Here is a 24,497-nt window from a genome sequence, read left to right as displayed (position 1 = left end):
GCAATTGGCGATGGAGAGACCAGCCAACATGAACCCGCGCATCATCGAAGCGCTCTATGGCGAGGGGCTTGTCCTGTCGGACGAAGTGCGGGCGATGTTCAGCTTTACCGATCATGGCGACCGCAGCCCCGAGGATGAAGCACGCATTGCCCTGTCGTGCGAGGCGCTGCGCACGACAACGCGGATGATGCATGCGGTGGCATGGCTGCTCAATCACCGCGCCTACTTCCGCGGCGAGATCAGCGAATTCCAGCTCCGCCGGTACGGCAAGCTGCAGTCCGATTTTCCCCCCGCCGATCCAGACCGGCTGGCCCTGCTTTCGCCCACGGTTTGCGAGCTGATCGGCGCGACTGAGCGGTTCTATGCGCGGCTGTCCCGGCTCGACCGGGGCTGGCGCGATAACGTGCCGATGCAGGTGCCGGCGATCCGCCGCCTGCGCGACCGGCTCAGCGGCATGGTTGGCTGATTTAGAGCGGCCTTCGCCGGGATGACGGCAGTGAAGATTCTTCGCAAATCCTAGACCGCCAACAAGGCTTTTCCCCAGGCCTTGATCCGCGCGGCGCGGGTTGCCTCGTTCATTGAAGGCAGGAACCGCTGCGTCGTGCCGCGCATGGCTGTCGCCGCTTCGCCGAGCGTAGCGAACAGACCTGCGCCGACGCCCGCCAGCATCGCCGCGCCGAGCGCTGTCGTTTCGACCATGTCGGGGCGCTCGACCTCCAACCCCAGCAGATCAGCCAGGTCCTGCGACATCCAGTCGTTCGCGCTCATCCCGCCGTCGATCCGCAGGTGCCGCCAAGCCGCGCCGTCTGCCGCAAAGGCGCGGGCGAGGTCCTGTGTCTGCGCTGCCATCGCTTCCAGCGCCGCGCGGGCGATGTGCGCCTTGCCGGCAGCGAACGACAGGCCGGTGACCACCCCGCGCGCCTCGGGCTGCCAGTGCGGCGCGCCAAGGCCGGAGAGCGCCGGGACGATGACCACGCCCGCACTATCTTCCACTGACCGTGCCAGCGCCTCTGTCTCGGCGGAACTGGCTATCAGCCCCAGCCCGTCACGCAGCCACTGGATCAGGCTGCCGGCGACGAAGACCGATCCTTCCAGCGCATAGGTCCGCTTGCCACTCTGCTGCACCAGCACGGTGCCCAGCAAGCGGTGCGCAGATTTGGGCAGGCGCGGCCCCATGTTGGCGAGGACGAAAGCCCCGGTGCCATAAGTCGCCTTGACCTGCCCGGGGGCGAGGCAGCCCTGCCCGATCGTCGCCGATTGCTGGTCACCGACCATGCCGGTGAGCGGGATAGCGCGACCGATCCATTCGGGAAGCGCTGTGCCGAGCGCACCGGCGCAGTCGGTGACTTCACCTAGCGCCGCTATCGGCACGCGGAACATGTCGCACAGCCCCGCGTCCCATGTCGGCGCATCGAGCGGCAGCAGCGCGGTGCGGCTGGCGTTGGTGGCGTCCGATATGTGCAGGCCGCCGGTCAGTTTGAAAGCCAGCCACGTTTCCACCGTGCCGATCGCCAGCGTTCCGGCAGCGGCGGCTTGGCGCACATCGGCCACGTTTTCGACCAGCCATGCCGCTTTGGTGGCGCTGAAATAGGGGTCGAGCAGCAAGCCGGTCCGCGACTGCACGTGCTCCTCAAGCCCGCGAGCCTTCAGCGCCGCACACCGATCCGCCGTGCGCCGGTCCTGCCACACGAGCGCGCGGTGGAGCGGCTCGCCAGTGGTCTTGTCCCAAGCGACGATCGTCTCGCGCTGGTTGGTGATGCCGATGGCGGCCACGCGATCCGCGCCGCCTGCCGCTGACACCGCTTCACGCGCGCAGGCCAGCGTCTTGTCCCAGATCTCGGCGGCGTCATGTTCGACCCAGCCGGGCTGGGGATAATACTGCGTCAGGTCCTGCTGCGCCGCGCTGATCACCGCGCCATCGGCGGCGAAGACGATCGCCCGCGTTGAGGTCGTGCCTTCGTCAAGAACCAGAATCAACGGATCATGTGCCATTCCGCTCTCCCCAGCGAGAAGCCTAGCCGCTCGACATGGCCGTTGGGAATACGCATAGCGCTAATGATGAATATCCCCGAGCGTCCCTGGCCTACCGGAACAAGCGAAGTGGTGGAACCGCTGGTGCGGCGCGTGCTGGCGCCCAATCCCTCGCCCTTCACCTTTACCGGCACGCAGACCTATATCGTCGGCGCCGGCGCGCGCGTGGCGGTGATTGATCCGGGGCCGGACGAAGAGCTGCACCTTGCGGCGCTGATGGCCGCGATTGGTGACGCCGAGGTCGCGGCGATCTGCTGCACGCATACGCACCGCGACCATTCGCCCGCTGCCGGGCCGCTCTCGCGCCTGACAGGCGCGCCGGTGATCGGCTGCGCGGCTCTCGCTTACGAGGACGAAGGCCCGCGCGCCGATGCCGCCTTCGATACCAGCTATGCGCCAGACCGCGTGCTGCGCGATGGCGACAAGCTTTCCGGCCCTGATTGGACGCTGATCGCGGTCGCCACGCCGGGCCATACCTCGAACCACCTGTGCTTCGCGCTGGAGGAAAGCGGCGCGCTGTTTACCGGGGATCACGTGATGGGGTGGTCCACCTCGGTCGTCGCACCGCCCGACGGCGACATGGCGGCTTACATGGCCAGCCTCGACAAGCTCTACGCCCGCGAGGACCGCGTCTATTACCCGGCGCACGGCCCGCAGGTGGACAAGACCCGCCAACTGGTGCGCGGCATGATCGGCCACCGCCGCCAGCGCGAACGGCAGATCCTGAAATTGCTGGTCGAGGGACTCGCGGAGATCACCGCCATGGTGCCGCGCATGTACAAGGGCGTTGATGAACGGCTGTGGCCGGCGGCGGGGCGCTCGGTGCTCGCCCACCTGATTGATCTTGAGCAGCGCGGCAAGGTTTCGCGCGTTCATGAAAGCTGGTCGTTGCTGGACTGAGCCTGTCGAAACCCTCTTGTTACCAGTGTTAAGTATTGTAACTTAGAGCCGGGTGATAGGGGAGTTTTCCAAATGGATTCAGTGGCAGTTCCGACGATGGACAAAGTGGGCGATGCGGCATGGTTCCGCAAGTTCACGACTGTTCTCGCAGTCTTCATCATCGCGTGTTTTGCGCTCAACGCCCTGCTGGGCCGGGCGAGCTATAGCTACACGCTGATCTGGCCGCACGTCCACGGGCTCGTGATGGTTTCGTGGCTCGCTCTGCACGTATTTCAGGCGCGTCATGCTGCCGGAGGTGATCTGGCTCGCCATCGCAAGCTTGGCTGGATCGGCGCATACCTTGCCGTCGCGGTCGTCGGTACAATGTCGTTCTCGGGCGTCGCGGCGCTGCGCGGGGGCTACGTTCCACCATTCTTCACCCCGGCCTATTTTCTCGCGCTGACGCAGGTCGGCGCGGTGGTCTTTGGCGGCCTTGTCTTTGCGGCGATCACCCGGCGCAGCGAAACCGATTATCACCGCCGCCTGATGACGGGCGCATTGATCGGGCTGACCAACCCGGCGCTCGGGCGCCTGCTGCCCATGCCCTTGATCGTGCCGTGGGGCGGCTGGCTTACGCTCGCGATCCAGCTGGGTCTGGTTGGCGTGATGGCGCTGCATGATCGCCGCACAATGGGCCGCATTCATCCCTCGACCGCCACGGTCGGGGGCATTCTGGCGATGACCGAAGTGCTGGTATCGCTCGCCGCCACCAACCGCATGGTGCAGGAACTCGCAGCTTCCATCGCCGGGGGATAGATTCAGGCGGCGTTAGTCCCTATCTGCCCTTTCGCACCACTTGCCCAAGGGACGCGCCACGATGACTGCCCAGCCGACCAACCTCACCGGCCTCGACATTCGCGCCGAGATCGACCGCCTGCGTAAAGAGCGCAATGCGGTGATCCTGGCGCATTATTACCAGAAGCCGGAAATCCAGGACCTCGCCGATTTTGTCGGGGACAGTCTGGAGCTGAGCCGCAAGGCCGCCGAATCGAGCGCCGATGTCATCGCCTTTTGCGGCGTGAAGTTCATGGCCGATACCGCCAAGATCCTCAGCCCGCAGAAGATTGTCGTCCTGCCCGACATGAACGCCGGGTGCAGCCTTGAAGACGCCTGCCCGCCCGACAAGTTCCGCGCCTTCCGCGAGGCGCACCCCGATCACATCGCGCTGACCTATATCAACTGCTCGACCGAGGTGAAGGCGCTGTCCGACGTGATCGTCACCAGCTCCAGCGCCGAGACGATTCTCGCCCAGATCCCGGCGGACCAGAAGATCATCTTCGGCCCCGATCGCCACCTCGGCGGCTATCTCAACCGCAAGTTCGGGCGCGACATGCTGCTCTGGCCGGGCGTCTGCATCGTCCACGAGGCTTTCAGCGAGACCGAGCTGCTCAAGCTGAAAGCGCAGCACCCCGGAACGCCGGTCGCCGCGCATCCCGAATGCCCGCCGCACATCATCGACCATGCCGATTATGTCGGTTCGACCAGCGGCATCCTGCAATTCGCCAAGACCTTCCCCGGCGACAAGCTGATCGTCGCGACCGAGCCGCACATCATCCACCAGATGGAAAAGGCGCTGCCGAACAAGACCTTCATCGGAGCGCCCGGTGCAGACGGCAACTGCAACTGCAACATCTGCCCTTACATGGCGCTCAACACGCTGGAGAAGCTCTACGTCGCGCTGCGTGACCTGCAACCGCGCATCGAGATCGAGGAAGGCCTGCGCCTGCGCGCTCGCAAGAGCCTCGACCGGATGCTGGAGATGGCAAGCGGGACCGTGGGCAAGGGGGACTTGGGGCGGGCTTAATCGCCGCCGCCGTCTCCACCGCCGCAGCTTCCGCCATCGCTGGCATCGCAGGACGAATCGCTGCTTGAGGTCGACCCGGCATCGCCCGAGCCGTCACCCTTGCGCTCCTTGGCGCGGGCGCTCTTGATGATCGGCGGGATCACGGCGATCAGCACGACGGCGAGGGCAATCCAGACAGCATAGCTCATCGTTTGATCCTTCGGTTCAGGGTTCGGTGCCGCCGTGGTCGCTGCGGCCGAAATCGGGGCGGGCGTCGTCCTGGCCAAGCTCGATGATTGAGCGGCGGATGGCCCGGGTGCGGGTGAAGTGGTCGAACAATTGGTCGCCGTCGCCGACACGGATTGCGCGTTGCAAAGCGGTGAGGTCTTCGCTGAAGCGCTGCAGCATCTCGAGCACCGCGTCCTTGTTGGTCAGGAACACGTCGCGCCACATGGTCGGATCGCTCGCGGCGATGCGGGTGAAATCGCGGAAGCCGCCGGCGGAATACTTGATCACTTCGCCCTGCGTCACGCCTTCGAGATCAGAGGCCGTGCCGACGATGGTATAGGCGATAAGGTGCGGCAGGTGGCTGGTCACTGCCAGCACGAGATCGTGGTGCTGCGCCGTCATCAGTTCGACATTGGCGCCCAGCGCGGTCCAGAATTCGGACAGTGCCTTGACCTTGGCCGGGTCGGCGCCCTCGGGCGGAGTGATGATGCACCAACGGTTGCGGAACAGGCTGGCAAAACCGGCGTCCGGACCCGAATGTTCAGTGCCCGCGACCGGGTGCGCCGGAATGATCGCTGCGCCGGGCAGTGCATCGGAGAGCGCCTTTGCCACGCTTTCCTTTGACGAGCCGACATCGCTGACCAGCGCATCGGGCCGCAGCGAACCGGCCACCTCTGCGGCAGCGGCAGCCATCGCGCCAACGGGGACGCAGAAGATCACTAGGTCGGATTGGCTTACAGCTTCGGCGGCAGTGTCACTGATCGTGCCGGCAAGGCCCAGCTCGCGCGCCCGCGCCCGGGTGGCCGGATCGGCGTCATAACCGGTGGTCGCCACGCCCGGCAGGTAGTCCTGCACGGCAAGGCCGATCGAACCGCCGAGCAGGCCAAGGCCGATGATGGCAACGCGCTCGAAGCTCATCGCGCGGCTTCCGCCATGTCGCGCAAGCCAGCGGCGATCTCGTCCATCTGCTCTGCCGTGCCAATGGTGATGCGCAGGCCCTGCGGCAGGCCTTGCCCCGGCAGCCAGCGGGTGATGTAGCCGCGCTCGGCGAGGCCGTTGTAGGCCATTTCGGCAGTCAGCTTGCCTGAAAAAAGGATCAGCACGAAGTTCGCTTCGCTCGGCAGCGGGCGCAGGCCGTGGTTGCCGAGAGCCTCCAGCGATGCGACGAAGCGGGCGCGTTCACGGGCGTTGTGTTCGCGCGTGGCGGTCACGAAATCGCGGTCGCCCACGGCGGCCAGCGCCATGGCCTGCGCGGTGTTGGTGACGTTGAACGGCCCGCGGATGCGGTTGAGCGTGTCGACGATGCCGGGCGCGCCGGTACCCCAACCCACACGCTCGCCGGCGAGGCCGAAGATTTTCGAGAAGGTGCGGGTCACCAGCACGTTGCCGTGCGCCGCAGCGAGGGCAAAAGCGCCATCGTCGTCCGCCGGCGCGACATATTCGGCATAGGCCTGATCGATCACCAGCAGCACATCGGCGGGCAGGCCAGCATGCAGCCGCGCCAGTTCGCTTGCAGGCAGGTAGGACCCGGTCGGGTTGTTCGGATTGGCCACGAACACCACGCGCGTGGTCGGGCTCACCAGCGCCAGCAGCGCGTCGACATCAGTGCCGAAATCGAGGTCCGGCGCGATCACCGGGGTCGCGCCGCAGCGCCTTGCGGCAATGTCGTAGACCGAGAAGCTGTAACGCGAGAACAGCACTTCATCGCCCACACCGGCATAGCCCTGCGCGGCAAGGTTGAGCAATTCGTCCGAGCCGGTGCCCATGACAAGTCGCGCCGGATCGATGCCGTGCACTTCGCCGATGGCGGCGCGCAGGGCCTTGCTGTCAGGATCGGGATAGCGGTGTGTTTCCGCCGCCTCGCTGCGCGCCGCTAGCGCGGCGGGCGAGGTGCCCAGCGGGTTCTCGTTGGCGGAGAGCTTGATCAGCGGACGGCCGTCTGCGCCCGCGCTCTTGCCGGGGACATAGGCATGGATCGCGGAGATCCAGCTTTTCGGGATCGGACCTTGGCTCATTTCGGGCGGGCCTTAGCACCGTGGCGCACGATTGAAACCCCATTGACTGGCCCACAGCAGGCTCTAGTCCGCTGGCCATGGCCAAAGCCGCACCTGTAACTGCCAGCACCGTGCTGGAATTGACCGAAGCCCTGCCGCTCGATTGCGGGCAGAGCCTTGCCGGCGTGCGCATCGCTTACGAGACTTACGGCAGCCTCAACGCGGCGGGTGATAACGCCGTGCTGATCTGCCACGCGACCACCGGCGACCAGTATCTGGCGAGCACGCACCCGATCACCGGCAAGCCCGGCTGGTGGGACCGGATGGTCGGCCCGGGCAAGGGCATCGATACTGACCGGTTCTATGTCATCTGCCCCAATGTGCTGGGGTCCTGCATGGGCACCAGCGGGCCATCCAGCCCTGCGCCTGATGGCCAACCCTGGGCGATGCGCTTCCCCGTCATCACCATCCGCGACATGGTCCGCGCGCATCTGGCGCTGCTCGATGCGCTGGGCGTGGGGCAATTGCACGCCGTCGTCGGCGGATCGATGGGCGGGATGCAGGCGCTCAGCCTTGCCGCGAACTGGCCGGACCGCGCCCGGCGTGTGCTGGCGATTGCCGCCACCGGCGAGATGCCGGCGCAGAACATCGCCTTTCAGGAAGTCGGGCGCCAAGCCGTGATGGCCGATCCGAACTGGCAAGGCGGTGCCTATTACAACACCGGCAAGGCCCCTGACGCCGGACTGTCCGTGGCGCGCATGGCCGCGCACATCACCTACCTGTCGCAGGCCACACTGTCGGAAAAGTTCGGCCGCCGCCTGCAGGACCGTGAGGCCAAGAGCTTTGGCTTTGACGCCGATTTTCAGGTGGAAAGCTATCTGCGCTATCAGGGCGAGAGCTTTACCGGGCGCTTCGATGCCAATTCCTACCTCTATATTACGCGCGCCATGTCGTACTTCGATCTGGCGGAAGAGTGCGGCGGATTGCTGGCCGATGCCTTTACGGACTGCAAGGCGCGGTTCTGCCTCGTCTCGTTCGACACCGACTGGCTTTACCCGACCATCGAATCGCGCAATCTTGCCCACGCACTCAACGCGGCGGGCGCTCCGGTGAGCTTCGTCGAACTGGCCGCGCCGTTCGGGCATGACAGCTTCCTGCTGGAAGTGCCCGAGCTTGACCGCGTGATTGCCGGGTTCCTCGATCAATGATCGAACTCGACGATAACCCGGCCCGACTCGATCTCGCCCGTGTCCATGGCTGGCTTGCTTCCAGCTATTGGTCGCCGGGCATCGAACGGACGCTCGTCGAGCGGGCGATTGCTGGATCGCATCCGCTGGGAGCCTATCAAAACGGCGAACAGGTTGGCTTCGCACGCGCAATAACCGACCATGCAACCTTTGCCTGGATCGCCGATGTGTGGATCGACCAGCCTGTTCGCGGCAGCGGACTGGGGCGCCGGATGGTGAACTGGTTTCTCGACCATCCTGACTTTGCCGGAATTCGCCGCTTTGCACTGACGACCAAGGATGCCCATGGGGTCTATTCGAAACTGGGGTTCCATTCCCTCATCCGGCCCCAAAATCTCATGGAGCGCCTTGCCCCGGACTATGCCGCCAGCTTGAGGGGCGCGTCATGAACCTTCGCCCCGATCTTGCGATTATCGCCGCCAACGTGCGCCCCGGTGCGCGGGTGCTCGATGTCGGCTGCGGCGATGGCGACCTGCTCGCCGTCTTGCGTGACGAGCGGCAGTGCGATGCCCGCGGGATGGAGATCGATTCCGCCTCGGTCGCCAATTGCGTGGCGCGCGGCCTGTCGGTGATTCAGGGCGATGCCGATAGCGATCTGGCGATCTATCCCGACCAGTCGTTCGACTATGCGATCCTCAGCCAGACGCTGCAGACCACCCACCGGCCCGATCAGGTGCTGGAGCATCTGCTGCGCATCGGCGGCAAGGCCTTCGTCTCGTTTCCCAATTTTGCCCACTGGCGGGTGCGGCTGTCGCTGCTGTGGAACGGACGGATGCCGGTGACGCGGCTGCTGCCGGTGGCATGGTACGAAACGCCGAACATCCACCATGTCACCGTGGCAGACTTCCGCGATCTGGTTGCCGCGCGCGGGATCACGGTGGAGGAATCGTGGTACCTGTCGGGTGACAAGCTGTGCTCGCCCGCGGCGGCTGCCTTCCGGGCCGAACACGCGGTGTTCCTCATTTCGCGCCGCTAGGCCAATCAATTGCTATGCTGCGTTCAGGTTGAGGTAGGCACATGAGCACGATGAACCGCATTCTCCTTGGCTCCGCCCTGTTGTTTTCCGCGCTGCCGGCTGCTGCCCAGACGCCGGCTGCCTCCCCCAGGCTTAACCTCGCGCAGGAGACCTCGCTGCGCTGTTCAGCGGCGTTCGGACTGATCGCCTATGACCAGAAGCGCGGCGCTCCCGGGGCCAATGTCTTCCCGCCGCTGGGCGAGCGTGGGCGCGAATTCTTCGTGCACACCACCGCACGGCTGATGGACGAAACCGGCGCCACGCGCGAGGCCGTGCAGGCCCTGCTCAAGGTTCGCGTCGATGAACTGCAGAAGGGCGCGATTGCCTCTGTTAATCCGTCGGAATTCGTCGGGCGCACGGTCCGCGCCTGCCTGCCGCTGCTTGACGCCGAAGTACCTGCCACCGCCAAGCGCTGATTTATTTGACCGAATCCGTTCGTCGGACCGGGTTCGCTCCCGGTCGAGGCTCCCTGTCAAACGCCGCTCCCCCCGCTACCTGATGGCCCAGCGGGACGATTGGGAGAACCTTCATGGCGATACGCCATCTCACGTCCTGTGCGCTCATTTCCTTGATCTTCGCTGCCCCGGCGCTGGCTGAAGAAGCCGGCGAGGCCGCGCCTGAGGCGACCGAAGCGGTCGCATCCAAGCGCAGCTACACCGCCGCCGATTTCGCCCGCTTCGCCCCGCGGTCCGCGCTCGACATGCTGAACCAGATTCCGGGCTTTTCGATTGCCCAGGCCGATCAGGGCTCGCGCGGACTGGGTCAGGCATCGGGTAATGTGCTGGTCAATTCCGAGCGCCTGTCTTCCAAGTCCGATGACATCTTCACCCAGCTTGCCCGCATTCCGGCGGGCAACGTCGTGCGGATCGACCTTGTCGACGCGGCAACGCTCAAGGTGCCGGGGCTGACCGGCGTGGTCGCCAATGTCATTTCGAAGTCGGACAGCTTTTCGGGCCAGTTCAGCTGGAACCCGCAGGTCCGCGCCCATTACGCCCATCCCAGCTGGTATGATGGCTCGGTCTCGGTCACCGGGAAGCTGGGCGCGGCGGAATATTCGCTCAGCCTCGTCAACGATGCCAATCGCGGTGCGGCGGGCGGGCCGACGATCATCCGCAATGCCGCGGGGAGCATCACCGAACGCCGCGAAGATATCTGGACCTATGATCGCGACGCGCCAAAACTCTCAGGCACGCTCAAGTTCCGCGGCCCCGGCACATCGGTGGGCAATATCAACGCATCCTACCAGCGCGTCTGGGAACGCTTCGACGAGGAGGGCCTGCGCACGCCGACCACCGGGACACCGCGCACCCGGCTGGTCTCGTCCCGGCTCAGCGGCTGGAACCGCGAATTCGGCGGCGATTTCGAATTCGCGCTCGGACCTGGCCGGCTCAAGCTGATCGGCCTCGACCGGGCGAGCCACGAACCTTACTGGCAAAGCGTGATCTCCGTACCGTCCACCGGTGCCGCCGCAACCGGCGACCGGTTCGAGCAGATCGGCGAGCGCGCCGAACATATTGCCCGTGCCGAATACAGCTGGAAGATGCTGGGCGGCAGCTGGCAGGCGGCGGGTGAGGCGGCGTTCAACCGGCTCGAAACCAGCGCCACCCTTGGCACGCTAAATGCGGCGGGCACGTTTGACATCGTACCGTTCCCCGAGGCGGGCGGCGGGGTGAAGGAGGACCGCTACGAAGGTTCACTCAGCTTCTCGCGCCCCTTGGCGAAGAACCTCACCCTGCAGGTGATCGGGGCGGTGGAGCGTTCGACGCTGGCGCAGACCGGGCCAGGCGGCCTTGTGCGGAGTTTCGTGCGGCCCAAGGGCTCGTTGTCGCTGGCGTGGAAGCCGTCGAAGGACTTCGACATCAACATCAAGCTGCGGCGTCAGGTCGGCCAGCTGTCGTTCTACGATTTCCTCGCCCGCGTATTCCTCGATAACGGCAATGCCAATACCGGCAACAACCAGCTGCGCCCCCGGCAGGACTGGACGTTCGAGGGCGAGATCAACAAGGGCCTTGGCCCCTGGGGTTCGACCAAGCTGCACTGGATATTCAAGGAAACGCAGGATTATGTCACGCTGATCCCCATCGGCGGCGGGGAATCGGTGGGCAACGTGCCGCGCGCGCGGGTGCGCTTCATCGAGAATGTCAGCACGATCAACCTCGATCCGCTGGGCTTCAAGGGCGCCAAGGTGAACTTTCAGGCCTTCTACCAGAACGCCGCCTACAAGGACCCGCTGGGCAGCGGCCGCATCCCGTTCAACGGCTATACCAAGCTGGGGATCGAGGCGAACCTGCGGCACGATATCCCCGGCTCGCAGATCGCATGGGGTGTGGGGATCGGGCATTTCGAACAGTCGATGAGCTACCGCCTCACCGAGTTCGGCCATGATTACGAAGGGCCGTTCTGGGGTTCGGCCTTCATCGAGCACAAGGACGTCATGGGGCTGACCATGCGGCTGCAGGCGAACAACCTGCTGGGCGCGCGCCAGCACTGGAACCGCACGGTGTTCACCGGCCCGCGCACCACCGCGCCGATCGCCTTTACCGAGGAACGCAATCGGCTGATCGGGCCGATCTTCACGTTTCAGGTAAAGGGCAGCTTCTGAGCGGGTGCATCTTGTCTCACCTTGAGTGCGACCAGCCGCGAATCCGCCGTTCATTCAGCCACCTGAAAGCGTACCGCGCCTATCCGGACGGGCTAACTTGGTCCCAACAGCAGGAGGTTCGGGATGATATCACGCATATCGCTCACCGCAGCACTCGCAGTCGCGGCGCTGGTTCCGTCTTCTGCCATGGCGCGCCCCGCCGGCCATGGTCCGTATCATAATTCGCGCGTTGCCGAACGGCTCACCGACCCTGCCCTGCAGGCGCGGGCATCGGCCATGGCGGCAATCATGAGCGAGATGCTGCTCGACCTCAGGGTCGGGCCGCTCGCCCGCGCCATGGGCGAATGGGGCGATCCCGAGCTGCGCGATGTGCCCTATGACGCGCGGGTGCGCGACTTCGCCGGGCCGGACCTGCGCGAGCTTCCCCGCGACATCGCTCGAGAAATGCCGCGCGCCATGGGCCAGATGGGCCGCACTGCCGGCGCGATCGAGGGCATGATCCCCGAATTCGAACGCATGGCTGACGAGATGCGCCGCGCCATCGACCGCGAGGATCGCCGTGCCGACCGCTATTCTGACCCCCGCGACTACTGATCCGGCTTTTGCACAGATAAAATAGCCCTACTGTGGGCCTTATGGCTTGGAGCAGGGCGGTGCTTTGCGCCATTGGGGCAGGTCATGTGGCAGCTTTACCAATTTCCCCTGTGCCCCTTCAGCCGCAAGGTGCGCCTGCTCATGTCCGAAAAGGGCGTGGGCTATGAATTGTGGCGCGAAAATCCGTGGGAAGGGCGCGACGAGTTTCTCGGCCGCAACCCGGCCGGACGCGTGCCGATGCTCCACGATCCGGACAAGAAGCTGACGCTGTGCGACAGCCGGGCGATCTGCGAATATTTCGAGGAAACCTCGGAAAAGCCGCAGATGATCCCCGGCAATGCCTCGGCCCGCGCCGAAGTGCGCCGGCTGGTCTCGCTGTTTGACGAGAATTTCTACGAGGACGTCTCAGGCCCGCTGCTGCTCGAAAAGATGAAGAAACGCGTGATCCTGCGCCAGCCGCCGGACAGCCGCGCGCTGCGCCAGGCTATGAAGCTGGCGCATGAGCACCTGTACTATGTCGATTACCTGCTAGACCGCCGCCCGTGGCTAGCCGGCGCGACGATGAGCCTAGCCGATATTGCCGCCGCTGCGCACGTTTCGGTAGCGGATTACCTCGGCGGGATCGACTGGGCCGGTCACGACCAGTCACGCAGCTGGTACGCGGTGATGAAAAGCCGCCCGAGCTTCCGCCCGCTGCTGGCCGAACGGCAGGACGGCATCCAGCCGCCCTCGCATTACGGAGATGTGGACGGGTAAGGAGTTTTTTCCAGACTGTCGTCTGGTGCCGCAAGCCCATCACGGATGTGATGGGCGCACTAAACTAAACGCTGGCCTTGCTGCCGAACCGGCCATGCTTGCGATAAGCCACCATCCAGCGATCCAGAAACAGCGAGAGCGGGCGCGGATTGACGCCCAACGCCTTGATGCCGGGGCCGCCCGAGGCGATGTTCCCGGCCTTCAACAGCTTCCACTGGTCCGTGCTGAGCGGCGCACCGGGCAACCAGCCGGTGGCGGCGGCGATCAGGCCGGAGAAGGCATCGGGCAGCTCGGCGAATAGCGGCTTGCGGTTCTGCGCGGCGGCGATGCGGTGGTTGAGCTCGCCCATGGTGATCACGTCGGGACCGGCAAGGTCAAAGGTCTTGCCGCCAAAGGCTGCCGGATTGGCCAGCGCATTGCCCACGGCCTCTGCCGCATCGTCAACGAAGACCGGCTGCAGCTTTGCCTCGGGCCCGAACACCGGCAGCACCGGCAGGCGTGAGATCAGGCCGGCGAACATGGTGATGAAGGCATCGTCCTGTCCGAACAGGATCGAGGGGCGCAGGATCATCGCCTGCGGGAATTCTTTGCGGACGGCGATTTCGCCTTCGGCCTTGGTCCGCGCATAGTCGACGTCGCTCTCGGCATCGCAGCCCAGCGCGGAGATGTGGACGAAGGCGCCGACACCGGCTTCGCGCGCGGCGCGGGCCAGCGCGGCGGGGGCGCGGACGTGGAGCGTATCGAGATCGCCCTTGAACGCGCCGACGAGGTTCACCACTCCGTCAGCCCCGGCGACGATTGCAGGCAGGACCGAACGGTCGGCAAGGTCAGCGCGGACGAACTGGATCTGGCCAAGATTGGCGAGCGCTTTGAGCCGGTAAGCCTTCTTCGGGGTGCGGCACACAACCCGCAGGCGTGCGCCGCGCGAGAGCAGGTCCTGCGCCACGTGGGCACCGAAAAAGCCGCTGCCGCCCACCAGAACCACCAGCTTGCCGTTCAGCTCGTTTCGCGAAGTCGTCATGTCGGTTCCGGACCTTAAGAATCTGATCGCGCCCCTTTGCCCCAAGCCGGCATTCTGGGCAACAGGGGAAGGCCCGCGGTCTGCGCTTGGCGCGGGAGGCATCCTCGCCGGTTTCAGGCCGCTGGCTTATCAGGTAGCAGCGATCCGAATGGAAACGTCCAAGTCCCGCCGCCGGACCAAAGTCTATTTCGATGGCGGTTGCCGTCCCAATCCCGGCATGATCGAGGTTGCGGTGGTGATCCGCGGCGCGACTTACCTGTTCGACGATCTGGGGCAGGGAACCAACAGCGATGCCGAGTGGCTGGCGCTGATCTGCGCGCTACGGCAGGCCCTATCGCTCGGACTGGATGACATCGTGCTGATCGGCGATGCCCGCGAAATCATCGACCACGCGGGCGAGGCCTTGCGAACAGGCCAAGCCCCGCACGCCCATGCCGCCGCCGTGCTGGACCTTGCCAAACAGGTCCCCGGCACGCGAATTCGCTGGATCAAGCGCGCGCAAAACCTCGCCGGGATTGCCTTGGCCGCGCGGCACCCTCGCTAGGGCCGCACTACCGCTAGCGCCCGTCCTTGGCCCGAATCTGGCGGAATTCGGAGTCCTCGCTCCACTGCGGCCAGCGCGCCGATGCGGCGAGGTCGCGGCCCACGCGGTAGGCCAAGGCAACGTCCTGCGCCGCGCTGCCGAAGTCCAGCGCCTCGCTCCATTCGTCACAGGTCTGGTGATAGCAGCGCATATAGCCATCGAGCCACGCCTGACCGGCGGTGCGGCCACCCTTGGCCAGATCGGGCGCGCCGCTGATCGCCATGAACAGCAGGGTCGGCACCCCGCGCTTGGCCAGCGGGAAGTGATCGGCGCGGTAGAATAGTCCGCGCTCGGGCAGGGCCTCGGGCGTGACCACGCGGCCCTGCCGCGCCGCAGCGGCGGCAAGGTCGTCCTCAAGGCTGTTCTGGCCCTGACCAACCAGCATCACGTCGCGGGCCGGACCGCCGGTCTGGAGAATGTCGAGCGTGATGTTGGCCACCGTGTCTGCCGCACGGTAGACTGGACGCGTCGCATAGGTTTCCGAGCCGAGCAGGCCGCGCTCCTCGGCGGTCCAGAAGGCGAAGACTAGGCTGCGATCGGGCGCCTTGCCCTGTTTGAAGGCGCGCGCAATCTCGAGCAGGCCAGCCACGCCGAGCGCATCGTCATTGGCACCGGGCCGCACGGTGCGCCCCTGTGCGTCAGGCGCGCCCTGGCCATAGGCGTCCCAGTGGGCGCCAAACATGACCACTTCCTTGGCCCGCTTCCTGCCGTCGATCCGGGCGAGGACATTGCGGCTCATCAGTGCCTCGTGCGTGACGGGCAGATCCGCCGATAGGGCCATGCCCAGCTCGACCGGGCGAAAGTCGGCCGACCGGGCCTTCACGCGCTGGGCGGCAAGATCGAGGCCGGCGGCGGCGAACAACCGGCTGGCGGCACCGCCTTCGAGCCAGCCCTGCAGGGCCACCCGGTTCGGCGCACTGGCAACGTCATAGTTCTCCCCGCCGGGAGCGGTAACCGTGCTCCAGCCATAGCCCGCGCCGGGGCTATCGTGGACGATCAGTGCGGCAATCGCGCCGCGCCGGGCGGCTTCCTCGAACTTGTAGGTCCAGCGTCCGTAATAGGTCATCCGCCGTGCGCCGAACTTGCCCGCGACCGGTTCGCCCGCCTTGGCTTCGAAGTCCGGGTCGTTGATCAGGAACACTGCGACCTTGCCTTTGAGGTCGACGCCCTTGAAGTCGTCCCAGCCGCGCTCGGGGGCGGTGACGCCGTAGCCGACGAAGACCAGCGGGGCCGAGGCAATCCGCACCTGATCGGCGGCGCGCACCGTGCTGAGGTAAATGTCGCGCTTCTGGGTGAGGGTCAGCGACTGGGCCGCGCCGGCAGCGGTAATCGTGCCTTCGCCAAGCTGGGTGCGGACCAGCGGCACCGGCTGGGTCCACGCGCCGTCGGGACCGCCGGGCTTCAGGCCGATCGCCTTCAGACGGCCGACCAACCAGTCGATGGTCTTGTCCTCCCCCGCCGTACCCGGTGCGCGGCCGGCAAAGGCGTCCGACGCCAACGTCTTCACGTCATCCGACAGGCGCTGCGGAGAAATCACCGTTGCCTCGGGATGTGATGGCTTTGCGGCGGCACTGGCAAACGGCATCAGGGCAAGGGCGAGAAAGGTCAGGAGTGGTCTGGTCATCTCCGCTGTCTAAGCCCATCGCGCCAGCCAAGCCATCCCCCAGTTTGCTTGACCATAGGCCGGTTCAGGCCTGTTGGAAGCGCGGTGTTTCTGCCACTATGCAGGCCGCATAATTTGAAATGCGGGTGGCACCGGCTTGACGAAGTGAACGTTATCATTTAGGTGAACGTTCACAACAAGCATGACGAGCGCACAATCGCGCCGTTTTCTGGGGGAGAATCGTTGATGAAGGCCTTCCGCAATCCGATGATCGGACGCTTCCTTTTGGGTACGTCGATTGTTGCGCTTGGCACTGCCGCCCAGCCCGCCATGGCCCAAAGCGCCGAGGCCGAAGCCGAGCCGGACGCCATCGTCGTCACCGGCATCCGCGCCAGCCTTGCCAAGTCGCTGGAAATCAAGCGCGACGGCCAGGGCGTTGTCGATGCGATCTCCGCTGAAGACATCGGCAAGTTCCCCGACACCAACCTTGCCGAATCGCTGCAGCGCATCACCGGCGTGTCGATCGACCGCAACAGCGGTGAAGGCTCGACCGTGACGGTTCGCGGCTTTGGTCCCGATTTCAACCTTGTCCTGCTCAACGGCCGCCAGATGCCGGCTTCCAGCCTTGGCGGCAGCAGCGGCGCTCCGGCATCGCGCAGCTTCGACTTCGGCAACCTGGCATCCGAAGGCATCGCCGGCGTCGAAGTCTACAAGTCGGGCCGCGCCACTCTGGCCACCGGCGGCATCGGCTCGGTGATCAACATCAAGACCGCGCGCCCGCTCGATCGCAACGGCTTCACCGGCAGCATCGGCGTGAAGGGCGTCTACGACACCTCGCGCTTTGAAGGCAGCAAGATTGCGCCGGAAGTCTCGGGCATCATCAGTGACACCTTTGCCGACGGCCGCATCGGTGTGCTGGTCAGCGGTTCGTACCAGCGCCGCAAGGGCAGCCAGGCGCAGTTCAACGCTGGCTGGCGCGAAGGCTACCTTGGCAACGAAAACAACTGGGGCTCGTTGCCGGTCGACGCCAACGACTGGCGCGGCAACTTTGCCCAGACGCAGAACCGCCCCGGGCCAACCACGGTCTATCAGGTCACGCAGAACGCCGGTTACGACTTCACCAGCTTTGATCGCGAACGGATCAACGGCCAGGTCGTGCTTCAGGTCAAGCCGACCGATACGCTGACGGCTTCGGTCGATTACACCTATTCGCAGAACACCATCGACGCGCGGACCAATTCCATCGGCGTGTGGTTCAACCATGACCAGACCAGCAGCAGCTGGACCGATGGCCCCGCCGCCGGCCCCAATTTCTATGCCGAGAACTTCGGCCCGGGCAAGGATCTGGCCATCACCGGCGCGGTTGCGGCCAACCGTTCGGTCAACCGCTCGATCGGCGGCAATCTCAAGTGGGACGGCCCCGGCGGCCTGCGGCTTGAGCTTGATGGCCACCACTCGACCGCCGAAAGCAAGCCGACCCTGCCCTATGGCAGCGGCATTGCCGTGGGCAGCGCGATCTTTGGGGTGAAGTCGCAGAAGGTCGATTTCACCACCGATATGCCGGTGATTTCGGTCTCGATGTATCCGGGATCGGAAATCAACGCGGGCAACATCCGCCCGGCAGGCAACGCCTTCCGCAACGCCTATATGCGCGACGAGCTCAACGAGTTCACGCTGCGCGGCGGCTATGATTTCGACGCCTCGTTCATCGACAGCCTCGACTTCGGCGTGACCTATACCGACAACGAAGTTCGTTCGGCCTTCGGCGTCATCCAGAACGATACCTGGGGCGGCACCCTGACTGCGGCGAACACGCCCGACAGCCTCTATTCGCCAACGGACCTGCCCAACGACCTCAAGGGCATGGTCGGATCGAACGGCGCAGGCATCATCCCGACCTATTTCAAGGTCGACACGGTTGCCCTGATCAAGCTGCTCGACAGCCAGCTCGGCATCTGCGCCTCCTCGCAGGCGGCGGGCACCTGCCTTGCCAAGTTCACCGCCGACCGCACGGTCAAGGAAAAGACCTGGGCGCCCTATATCCAGAGCTCACACACCTTTGACCTGTTCACCAACCCGGCGCATCTGCGGATGGGTCTGCGTTATGAAAACACCAAGATCGATTCATCGGCGCTGGTCCCGATCCCCAACCGCACGGTCTGGACCGGCGGCAACGAAACCGCGATCATCTATGGCGCGGCATCGGCCACCGCCTCGCTGAAGGGCAAGTACGAGAACTGGCTGCCGGCGTTCGACTTCGACATGTCGCCGGGCGGCAACATCAAGCTGCGCGCATCCTACAGCCACACGATCACCCGGCCTGACTATGGCTCGCTGCAGGGCGGCACGACGCTCGATTCGCCGATCCGCATCGGTGGCAGCACCGGCGCCAGCGGCAACCCCGGACTGCTGCCCTACAAGTCGAAGAACATCGATCTTTCGGCTGAGTGGTACTACAGCAATGACAGCTACATTTCCGCCGGTTTCTTCCACAAGAAGGTCCGCAACTTCATCAGCCAGACGCAGGTCAACCAGCCCGCATTCGGCCTGACGAACGCCGCTGCCGGCCCCTATGCCACCGAAGCCCGCAATGCCCTGGGCTCGGGCGCCACCGCCGCGCAGATCGTCGCCTATATCGCTGCCAAGTATCCTTCGTCCTATGACGCGGCCAATGGCGGCATCATTGGCGGAGCGGGCGATCCGCTGGTCAACTTCATCATCACCCAGCCGACCAACAGCGCCCAGCAAGCCAAACTGTGGGGCTGGGAATTCGCGATCCAGCATCGCTTCTGGGAAACCGGCTTCGGCGCGATCCTGAACTACACGATCGTCAAGAGCGATACCAAGTTCGACAACGCCCTGCGCTACACCGTGCCGCAATTCGCGGTAAACGGGGTCAGCGACAGCGCCAATGCCGTGCTCTACTATGACAAGAACGGCCTGCAGGCCCGTATCGCCTACAACTGGCGCGACGGCTTCCTCGCGGGCTATGGCTTCGACCCCTATTACGTGAAGCCCTATGGCCAGTTCGACGTCAGCATGAGCTATGAACTGCGCAAGGGCCTGACGGTCTTTGCCGAAGGGATCAACATCACCAACGCCGATCGCCGCGGCCATATGCGCAACGACCAGACCGTGTTCTTCTCGGCCCCCGGTTATGCGCGCTATGCAGCGGGCGCACGGTTCTCGTTCTGATGTGAAGCCATTGTCTCCTCCCTGAGACACCTTGAGCCGCACTGCCCCCCAAAGGCAGTGCGGCTCTTTTATCCTCTGAGATGCACTCTAAGGTGCGTGAATAATGTCCAGCGCGGTTGAACAGGTCGTGATCGTCGGCGGAGGCACCGCAGGGTGGCTCTCGGCCGCATTGCTCGCCGCGCGGCATCCTCAGTTGGCCATCACCCTGGTCGAGGCGCCCGACATCCCGACCATCGGCGTGGGCGAGGGCACCTGGCCGACCATGCGCGAGACGCTGGCGACCATCGGCATTCCCGAAAGCGAATTCCTGCGCGAATGCGACGCCTCTTTCAAGCAGGGCTCGCGCTTCGATGGCTGGCTCGATGGCAGAGCGGGGGACAGCTATCTCCACCCCTTCACCCCGCCGCCTTCAGGTGACATGCGTGACCTTCTGGCCGCATGGCAGGCGTCGGTTCCGGACCGCTGCTTTGCCGAGGCGATGACCGCGCAGCACGCCGCCAGCGCCCGCAACCTTGCCCCGCGCCAGCGCGCCATGCCGCACTATGCCGGCGCGCTGAACTATGGCTACCACCTCGATGCCGGCAAGTTCGCCGCCCTGCTGGCCCGTCACGCCGTGGGCCGGCTGGGCGTTCGCCATGTCTCTGCCGCCGTCACTGGCGTCGTCGCGGGTGAGGGCGGGGATATCGCTGCCCTCGAATTCAGTGGCCACGAACCGCTGGCCGGGGACCTGTTCATCGATTGCTCGGGGCAGGCGGCGATCCTGATCGGCGGGCATTGCGGGGCCGCATGGATCGACCGTTCAGACGTGTCGTTCAACGACCGCGCACTGGCGCTGCAAGTGCCGGTCGCGGCAGACAGCGCGGTCGCATCGCAGACCAATGCCACGGCGCATGAGGCTGGCTGGCTGTGGGACATTGCCTTGCCGAGTCGCCGGGGTATCGGCTGCGTCTATAGCTCGCGCCACTTGTCGGATGATCGTGCCGCGCAGATCCTCAAGGACTATGTTGGCGCCAAGGTTCCGGGCGTTGATCCGGCAAGCCTGCACCCCCGCAAGCTTGCCTTCGCCACCGGGCACCGCGACCGGTTCTGGGCCGGCAACTGCCTTGCCGTGGGCCTGTCCGCCGGGTTCATCGAGCCGCTGGAGGCGTCGGCCATTGTCCTGATCGAACTGTCGATCAAGGCACTGGCCGACAACTTCCCGCAAAGCCGCGCGGCGATGGACATCCACGCCGAGCGCTTCAACGATCTGTTCCGCTATCGCTGGGACCGCATCGTCGAATTCCTCAAGCTGCATTACGTGCTCAGCCGCCGCAGCGAACCCTACTGGCTGGCGCAGCGCGCGCCCGAGACCATTCCCGCGCGGCTGGCCGAGTGCCTGACATTGTGGCGCGACCAGCCGCCATCGACCTGGGACCTGCCGCGCGTCGACGAGATATTCTCTGCCGCCAGCCAGCAATACGTGCTCTACGGCATGGGCTTTGCGCTGCCTGCCCATGCGGGTAATCCTTCACCCGCCGCGCTGGCCAAGCTGGCCGAGGTGCGCGATCGTTCCCGCGCGCTGGCAGCGGCGCTGCCGGCGAACCGGGACTATTTCACTGCCGCAGCCGCACAGATGCGCGCGGCACAGGGAGAACTTGCCAGCCAATGAGCAACCACCAGATCCTCAACAGCGGCGACCATGCCGGCCTGCGCGTCCATGTCGATGCCGGCGCGGCTTACGGCGATGCGACCATGGCCTGCCTCACCGTGCCGGCCGAATTCCGGCAGGTGCAGGCGCATTTTCCCATCGTCTTTCGCCGCGACATTGCCTCTGGCCGGATGTCGGCACTGGCACTGTTCGGATTCGAGGACGGGGAAAACCTGTTCCTTGTCAGTGACCGCTGGGACGCCGGATACCGCCCGCTGGCGCTGTCGATCCAGCCCTTCCTGATCGGCCGCCCGGCCAGCGAAGGGGCGGAGGCGCAAGTCCATGTCGACATGGATCACCCGCGCGTATCGTCCAGCGGCGAAGGCACGCTGGTGTTCGATGAAGAGGGCAAGCCGACCCCGCACCTTGAAAGGATCGCCGCCATGCTCGGCGATCTCGACCATGCCCACCGCGAGGGTGAGGACTTCTTTGCCGCGCTTGAACGCCATGCGCTGATCGAACCCTTCACGCTGGAAGTGCCGCTGGGGGACGGATCGAAGCATTCGCTGGTCGGCTTCCAGACGGTCAATGAGGAAAAGTTGGCGACGCTTGATGGCGATGCCCTGCGCGATCTGCTCGCCGCCGGGCACCTTGGTCCGCTGTACATGGCGCTGGCCTCGCTCTCGCAATTCTCGAAGCTGGTCGACCGCAAGAACGCGAAGGTCATGGGTGGCTGAAGCCGACGCCTCGATCTATGCCGCGCTGACGGCAGTGGAGGAGCGCGAGGCATCCGATGCCGCCGCGCTGGACAGCCTGCTGCGCGGTGCGACCACGCCTTTCGTGATCCGCGGCCTCGTGCGTGACTGGCCGCTGGTCCAGGCCGGCCTGCGCTCGGCAGCAGAGGCGCGGGGCTACCTCGTCGATCACGCCCGCCCGGTTCCCTTCGCGGTATCGATCGGCGCGCCCGGCGGCGATGGCCGGCTGTTCTACGACGCGGCCATGCAGATGAATTTCCAGATGGCGAAGGGCAAGCTGGCCGACATCTTCTCCGGCATCGACGCCAACGAAGGCCGCGCCGATGCGCCGATGATCTACCTCGGCTCTATCGACGTGCCGACCCATTTCGATGGGCTTGAGGCTGACAACCGTTTGGGTCTGGGAACCCGCGAGCCGCTGGTCAGCCTGTGGATCGGCACGCCGACGCGCATCGCCGCGCATAACGACTTTCCCGATAACCTCGCCTGCTGCGTCGCGGGCAAGCGCCGCTTCACGCTGTTCCCGCCCGACCAGTTCCGGAACCTTTACCTCGGCCCGATCGACAACACACCCGCCGGCCGCGCGGTCAGCATGGTCGATTTTCATGCACCCGATCTCGCCGCCCACCCGCGCTTTGCCCATGCGCTGGAGCACGCGCTGGTGGCCGAACTGGAGCCGGGCGATGCCCTGTTTATCCCGTCGATGTGGTGGCACCATGTCGAAGGGCTGGCCTCGTTCAACGTGCTGATGAACTACTGGTGGCGCGAAACGCCGCGTTTCCTTGGCCAGCCGCAGGACGCGCTCAACCACGCGATCCTCTCCATCCGTGATCTGCCCGCAGCCGAAAAGGCGATCTGGCGCGATCTGTTCGATCATTACGTTTTCGGCAACGGGCCAGAGGCCACCGACCACATCCCGGCAGGCGCGCGCGGCGTGCTTGATCCGCTCGACGCCGAATCCGCCGGTCGCTTGCGATCCTTCCTACTCAGGACACTGAGCCGATGATGAGTGAATACAAGAAGCGCCGTATCGTCGTTGCCGGTGGCGGCACCGCAGGCTGGATGACCGCCGCCGCGCTCGCCCGCACCATGGGGGATTCGATCGAGCTTACTCTCGTGGAATCCGACATGATCGGCACGATCGGCGTTGGCGAAAGCACCATCCCGCCCTTGGTCAATTACAACCGCCTGCTCGGCATCGGCGAGGCGGAATTCATGGCGGCCACACAGGCCACGTTCAAGCTGGGCATCAATTTCGAAAACTGGAAGCTGGACGGCGACACCTACTTCCACTCCTTTGGCCTCACCGGGCGCGATCACTGGTCGGCGGGGTTCCAGCACTTCTGGCTGCACGGCCTGACCAAGGGGCACCAATATAGCTTCGATGACTACTGCCTTGAGCTAAAGGCCGCCCATGCCGGCAAGTTCGCGCACCTTCCGGAAAACCGGATGAACTATGCCTACCAGCTCGATTCCACGCTTTACGCCGCCTATCTGCGCAAGCTGGCAGAGGCGGATGGCGCTGTCCGGATCGAGGGCAAGATCGGCCGGGTCGAACTTGATGGCGGAAACGGCAACATCGCCGCGCTGGTGCTCGATAATGGGCAGCGCATCGAAGGCGACCTGTTCGTCGATTGCACCGGCTTTCGCGCCCTGCTGATCGAAGGCGCGCTGCATGTCGGCTTCGATGACTGGACGCATTACCTGCCCTGCGATTCCGCCATCGCTGTCCAGACCGCCTCTGTCAGACCACCCATTCCCTACACCCGCGCGATTGCCCATGATGCCGGCTGGCAGTGGCGCATTCCGTTGCAGCACCGGCAGGGCAATGGCATCGTTTATTGCAGCCGCTACCTCGATCGTGATGCCGCGCTCGACCGGCTGATCACCACGCTGGAAGGCGAACGGCTGACCGAGCCGAACTTTATCCGCTTCACCACCGGCGCGCGGCGCAAGCAGTGGCACCGCAATTGCGTTGCAGTCGGGCTGTCGGGCGGCTTCATGGAGCCGCTGGAATCGACCAGCATCCACCTCATCCAGCGGGCGATCCTGCGCCTCATCCGCATGATGCCGATGAGCGAGGTGAGCGAGCGCGACGTGGCCGAATTCAACGAGCAGCAGCACACCGACATGCTGCAGGTCCGCGATTTTCTCATCCTCCACTACAAGGCTACCGAGCGCCGCGACAGCCCGTTCTGGCGGCAGTGCGGCGATATGGAGATCCCCGAGAGCCTCACCCAGAAGATCGAACTGTTCCGCGAAACCGGCCGCGTCTTCCGCAAGAACGAGGAGCTTTTCGCCGAGAACAGCTGGGTTCAGGTGATGATGGGGCAGGGCATCATGCCCCAGGCTTACCACCCGATCGCCACCAAGCTGTCGGACAAGGAGCTGGATCACCTGCTCTCCGGCCTGCGCGACAGTGTTGCCAAGACGGTCGCCAGCCTGCCCGAACACCACGCCTATGTCGCCAGCTATTGCGGCGCGCGAGAGGCGGAAGCGGCGTGAAACTGCGGGTTTTGGTATG

At 65.2% G+C, this 24,497-nt stretch carries 23 protein-coding genes; 17 read left to right on the top strand and 6 right to left on the bottom strand.

The genetic code is table 11. The annotated features are described in order from the left end of the window. The first annotated feature begins 10 nt into the window (after positions 1-10). Entirely contained in the window at positions 11-466 is a 456-nt protein-coding gene (locus WG900_RS18885) for a DUF1465 family protein (RefSeq protein WP_339969722.1), read from the top strand. Positions 467-516: 50 nt separating this feature from the next. Here WG900_RS18885 and glpK read toward each other — a convergent pair whose 3' ends face one another. Further along, positions 517-1,992 (bottom strand): glycerol kinase GlpK, encoded by a 1,476-nt coding sequence (gene glpK, locus WG900_RS18880; protein ID WP_339969721.1) that lies wholly within the window; start codon positions 1,990-1,992, stop codon positions 517-519. 63 nt (positions 1,993-2,055) lie between these two features. Between glpK and WG900_RS18875 the strand changes: the two genes are divergently transcribed. The 3 genes from WG900_RS18875 to nadA all read left to right on the top strand — a co-directional run bounded on the left by WG900_RS18875 (position 2,056) and on the right by nadA (position 4,774). Continuing rightward, a complete protein-coding gene (locus WG900_RS18875; protein ID WP_339969719.1) occupies positions 2,056-2,931 on the top strand; it encodes an MBL fold metallo-hydrolase in 876 nt (291 codons plus the stop codon). Between the two features lie 72 nt (positions 2,932-3,003). Continuing rightward, complete coding sequence (locus WG900_RS18870) at positions 3,004-3,726, top strand: adenylate cyclase (RefSeq protein ID WP_339969717.1); 723 nt, start codon at positions 3,004-3,006, stop codon at positions 3,724-3,726. A 61-nt stretch (positions 3,727-3,787) separates the two neighbouring features. After that, entirely contained in the window at positions 3,788-4,774 is a 987-nt protein-coding gene (gene nadA / locus WG900_RS18865) for a quinolinate synthase NadA (RefSeq protein WP_339969716.1), read from the top strand. On the opposite strand, the gene WG900_RS18860 is transcribed toward nadA, so the two are convergent. Genes WG900_RS18860 through WG900_RS18850 form a run of 3 tightly spaced genes read right to left on the bottom strand, consistent with a single transcriptional unit; the run spans position 4,771 to position 6,996 of the window. After that, complete coding sequence (locus WG900_RS18860; protein ID WP_339969714.1) at positions 4,771-4,962, bottom strand: hypothetical protein; 192 nt, start codon at positions 4,960-4,962, stop codon at positions 4,771-4,773. The genes nadA and WG900_RS18860 overlap by 4 nt on opposite strands. Positions 4,963-4,978: 16 nt before the next feature. Next, a complete protein-coding gene (locus tag WG900_RS18855; RefSeq protein ID WP_339969712.1) occupies positions 4,979-5,899 on the bottom strand; it encodes a prephenate/arogenate dehydrogenase family protein in 921 nt (306 codons plus the stop codon). Beyond that, the gene (locus WG900_RS18850) at positions 5,896-6,996 is read right to left on the bottom strand and encodes a pyridoxal phosphate-dependent aminotransferase (protein ID WP_339969710.1); all 1,101 of its coding nucleotides are present in this window, start codon (positions 6,994-6,996) and stop codon (positions 5,896-5,898) included. Before WG900_RS18850 ends, WG900_RS18855 begins: the two co-directional genes overlap by 4 nt. 77 nt (positions 6,997-7,073) lie before the next feature. On the opposite strand from WG900_RS18850, the gene metX reads away from it, so the two are divergent. The 7 genes from metX (at position 7,074) to WG900_RS18815 (ending at position 13,189) form a co-directional block, all read left to right on the top strand. Further along, complete coding sequence (metX, locus tag WG900_RS18845) at positions 7,074-8,183, top strand: homoserine O-acetyltransferase MetX (RefSeq protein WP_339969708.1); 1,110 nt, start codon at positions 7,074-7,076, stop codon at positions 8,181-8,183. Then, the gene (locus tag WG900_RS18840) at positions 8,180-8,611 is read left to right on the top strand and encodes a GNAT family N-acetyltransferase (protein WP_339969706.1); all 432 of its coding nucleotides are present in this window, start codon (positions 8,180-8,182) and stop codon (positions 8,609-8,611) included. Before metX ends, WG900_RS18840 begins: the two co-directional genes overlap by 4 nt. Next, on the top strand, positions 8,608-9,198 hold the full coding sequence (gene metW, locus WG900_RS18835) for a methionine biosynthesis protein MetW (RefSeq protein ID WP_339969704.1): 591 nt from the start codon (positions 8,608-8,610) through the stop codon (positions 9,196-9,198). Before WG900_RS18840 ends, metW begins: the two co-directional genes overlap by 4 nt. A gap of 41 nt (positions 9,199-9,239) precedes the next feature. Beyond that, on the top strand, positions 9,240-9,653 hold the full coding sequence (locus WG900_RS18830; protein WP_339969702.1) for a hypothetical protein: 414 nt from the start codon (positions 9,240-9,242) through the stop codon (positions 9,651-9,653). 113 nt (positions 9,654-9,766) lie between these two features. Then, positions 9,767-11,839, top strand: coding sequence for a TonB-dependent receptor (locus WG900_RS18825; RefSeq protein ID WP_339969700.1), 2,073 nt, complete (start codon positions 9,767-9,769; stop codon positions 11,837-11,839). 123 nt (positions 11,840-11,962) lie between these two features. Beyond that, complete coding sequence (locus tag WG900_RS18820) at positions 11,963-12,433, top strand: hypothetical protein (RefSeq protein ID WP_339969698.1); 471 nt, start codon at positions 11,963-11,965, stop codon at positions 12,431-12,433. Between the two features lie 84 nt (positions 12,434-12,517). Continuing rightward, positions 12,518-13,189, top strand: a complete 672-nt coding sequence (locus WG900_RS18815; RefSeq protein WP_339969696.1) for a glutathione S-transferase family protein — start codon at positions 12,518-12,520, stop codon at positions 13,187-13,189. A 64-nt stretch (positions 13,190-13,253) separates the two neighbouring features. On the opposite strand, the gene WG900_RS18810 is transcribed toward WG900_RS18815, so the two are convergent. Next, positions 13,254-14,210: a complex I NDUFA9 subunit family protein gene (locus tag WG900_RS18810; protein WP_339969694.1), complete on the bottom strand. Its 957-nt coding sequence runs from the start codon at positions 14,208-14,210 to the stop codon at positions 13,254-13,256. 148 nt (positions 14,211-14,358) lie between these two features. Between WG900_RS18810 and WG900_RS18805 the strand changes: the two genes are divergently transcribed. Further along, positions 14,359-14,754: a ribonuclease HI gene (locus tag WG900_RS18805; RefSeq protein ID WP_339969692.1), complete on the top strand. Its 396-nt coding sequence runs from the start codon at positions 14,359-14,361 to the stop codon at positions 14,752-14,754. 13 nt (positions 14,755-14,767) lie between these two features. On the opposite strand, the gene WG900_RS18800 is transcribed toward WG900_RS18805, so the two are convergent. Continuing rightward, positions 14,768-16,417, bottom strand: coding sequence for a M20/M25/M40 family metallo-hydrolase (locus tag WG900_RS18800; RefSeq protein WP_417598536.1), 1,650 nt, complete (start codon positions 16,415-16,417; stop codon positions 14,768-14,770). Positions 16,418-16,642: 225 nt separating this feature from the next. Between WG900_RS18800 and WG900_RS18795 the strand changes: the two genes are divergently transcribed. The 5 genes from WG900_RS18795 to WG900_RS18775 all read left to right on the top strand — a co-directional run bounded on the left by WG900_RS18795 (position 16,643) and on the right by WG900_RS18775 (position 24,478). Continuing rightward, complete coding sequence (locus tag WG900_RS18795) at positions 16,643-19,591, top strand: TonB-dependent receptor (RefSeq protein WP_339969690.1); 2,949 nt, start codon at positions 16,643-16,645, stop codon at positions 19,589-19,591. A 103-nt stretch (positions 19,592-19,694) separates the two neighbouring features. Then, positions 19,695-21,239, top strand: coding sequence for a tryptophan halogenase family protein (locus WG900_RS18790; RefSeq protein ID WP_339969688.1), 1,545 nt, complete (start codon positions 19,695-19,697; stop codon positions 21,237-21,239). Further along, on the top strand, positions 21,236-21,955 hold the full coding sequence (locus WG900_RS18785) for a SapC family protein (RefSeq protein WP_339969686.1): 720 nt from the start codon (positions 21,236-21,238) through the stop codon (positions 21,953-21,955). Before WG900_RS18790 ends, WG900_RS18785 begins: the two co-directional genes overlap by 4 nt. Next, the gene (locus WG900_RS18780; RefSeq protein WP_339969684.1) at positions 21,948-22,979 is read left to right on the top strand and encodes a cupin-like domain-containing protein; all 1,032 of its coding nucleotides are present in this window, start codon (positions 21,948-21,950) and stop codon (positions 22,977-22,979) included. The genes WG900_RS18785 and WG900_RS18780 overlap by 8 nt, the downstream gene beginning before the upstream one ends. Then, entirely contained in the window at positions 22,979-24,478 is a 1,500-nt protein-coding gene (locus WG900_RS18775; RefSeq protein ID WP_339969682.1) for a tryptophan halogenase family protein, read from the top strand. Before WG900_RS18780 ends, WG900_RS18775 begins: the two co-directional genes overlap by 1 nt. The last annotated feature ends 19 nt before the right edge of the window (positions 24,479-24,497 follow it).

This window comes from Novosphingobium aquae (assembly GCF_037572715.1).
Lineage (GTDB): Bacteria > Pseudomonadota > Alphaproteobacteria > Sphingomonadales > Sphingomonadaceae > Novosphingobium > Novosphingobium aquae.
Note: the sequence above shows the minus strand (reverse complement) of the source record. Positions and strands in the feature narration are given on the sequence as shown.

What these genes read in the sequence shown, in the direction of transcription:
- WG900_RS18885 (WP_339969722.1), top strand. Translation starts at nt 11, where the DNA reads ATGGAGAGACCAGCCAACATGAACCCGCGCATCATCGAAGCGCTCTAT.
- glpK (WP_339969721.1), bottom strand. Translation starts at nt 1,992, where the DNA reads ATGGCACATGATCCGTTGATTCTGGTTCTTGACGAAGGCACGACCTCA.
- WG900_RS18875 (WP_339969719.1), top strand. Translation starts at nt 2,056, where the DNA reads ATGATGAATATCCCCGAGCGTCCCTGGCCTACCGGAACAAGCGAAGTG.
- WG900_RS18870 (WP_339969717.1), top strand. Translation starts at nt 3,004, where the DNA reads ATGGATTCAGTGGCAGTTCCGACGATGGACAAAGTGGGCGATGCGGCA.
- nadA (WP_339969716.1), top strand. Translation starts at nt 3,788, where the DNA reads ATGACTGCCCAGCCGACCAACCTCACCGGCCTCGACATTCGCGCCGAG.
- WG900_RS18860 (WP_339969714.1), bottom strand. Translation starts at nt 4,962, where the DNA reads ATGAGCTATGCTGTCTGGATTGCCCTCGCCGTCGTGCTGATCGCCGTG.
- WG900_RS18855 (WP_339969712.1), bottom strand. Translation starts at nt 5,899, where the DNA reads ATGAGCTTCGAGCGCGTTGCCATCATCGGCCTTGGCCTGCTCGGCGGT.
- WG900_RS18850 (WP_339969710.1), bottom strand. Translation starts at nt 6,996, where the DNA reads ATGAGCCAAGGTCCGATCCCGAAAAGCTGGATCTCCGCGATCCATGCC.
- metX (WP_339969708.1), top strand. Translation starts at nt 7,074, where the DNA reads ATGGCCAAAGCCGCACCTGTAACTGCCAGCACCGTGCTGGAATTGACC.
- WG900_RS18840 (WP_339969706.1), top strand. Translation starts at nt 8,180, where the DNA reads ATGATCGAACTCGACGATAACCCGGCCCGACTCGATCTCGCCCGTGTC.
- metW (WP_339969704.1), top strand. Translation starts at nt 8,608, where the DNA reads ATGAACCTTCGCCCCGATCTTGCGATTATCGCCGCCAACGTGCGCCCC.
- WG900_RS18830 (WP_339969702.1), top strand. Translation starts at nt 9,240, where the DNA reads ATGAGCACGATGAACCGCATTCTCCTTGGCTCCGCCCTGTTGTTTTCC.
- WG900_RS18825 (WP_339969700.1), top strand. Translation starts at nt 9,767, where the DNA reads ATGGCGATACGCCATCTCACGTCCTGTGCGCTCATTTCCTTGATCTTC.
- WG900_RS18820 (WP_339969698.1), top strand. Translation starts at nt 11,963, where the DNA reads ATGATATCACGCATATCGCTCACCGCAGCACTCGCAGTCGCGGCGCTG.
- WG900_RS18815 (WP_339969696.1), top strand. Translation starts at nt 12,518, where the DNA reads ATGTGGCAGCTTTACCAATTTCCCCTGTGCCCCTTCAGCCGCAAGGTG.
- WG900_RS18810 (WP_339969694.1), bottom strand. Translation starts at nt 14,210, where the DNA reads ATGACGACTTCGCGAAACGAGCTGAACGGCAAGCTGGTGGTTCTGGTG.
- WG900_RS18805 (WP_339969692.1), top strand. Translation starts at nt 14,359, where the DNA reads ATGGAAACGTCCAAGTCCCGCCGCCGGACCAAAGTCTATTTCGATGGC.
- WG900_RS18800 (WP_417598536.1), bottom strand. Translation starts at nt 16,417, where the DNA reads ATGACCAGACCACTCCTGACCTTTCTCGCCCTTGCCCTGATGCCGTTT.
- WG900_RS18795 (WP_339969690.1), top strand. Translation starts at nt 16,643, where the DNA reads ATGAAGGCCTTCCGCAATCCGATGATCGGACGCTTCCTTTTGGGTACG.
- WG900_RS18790 (WP_339969688.1), top strand. Translation starts at nt 19,695, where the DNA reads ATGTCCAGCGCGGTTGAACAGGTCGTGATCGTCGGCGGAGGCACCGCA.
- WG900_RS18785 (WP_339969686.1), top strand. Translation starts at nt 21,236, where the DNA reads ATGAGCAACCACCAGATCCTCAACAGCGGCGACCATGCCGGCCTGCGC.
- WG900_RS18775 (WP_339969682.1), top strand. Translation starts at nt 22,979, where the DNA reads ATGAGTGAATACAAGAAGCGCCGTATCGTCGTTGCCGGTGGCGGCACC.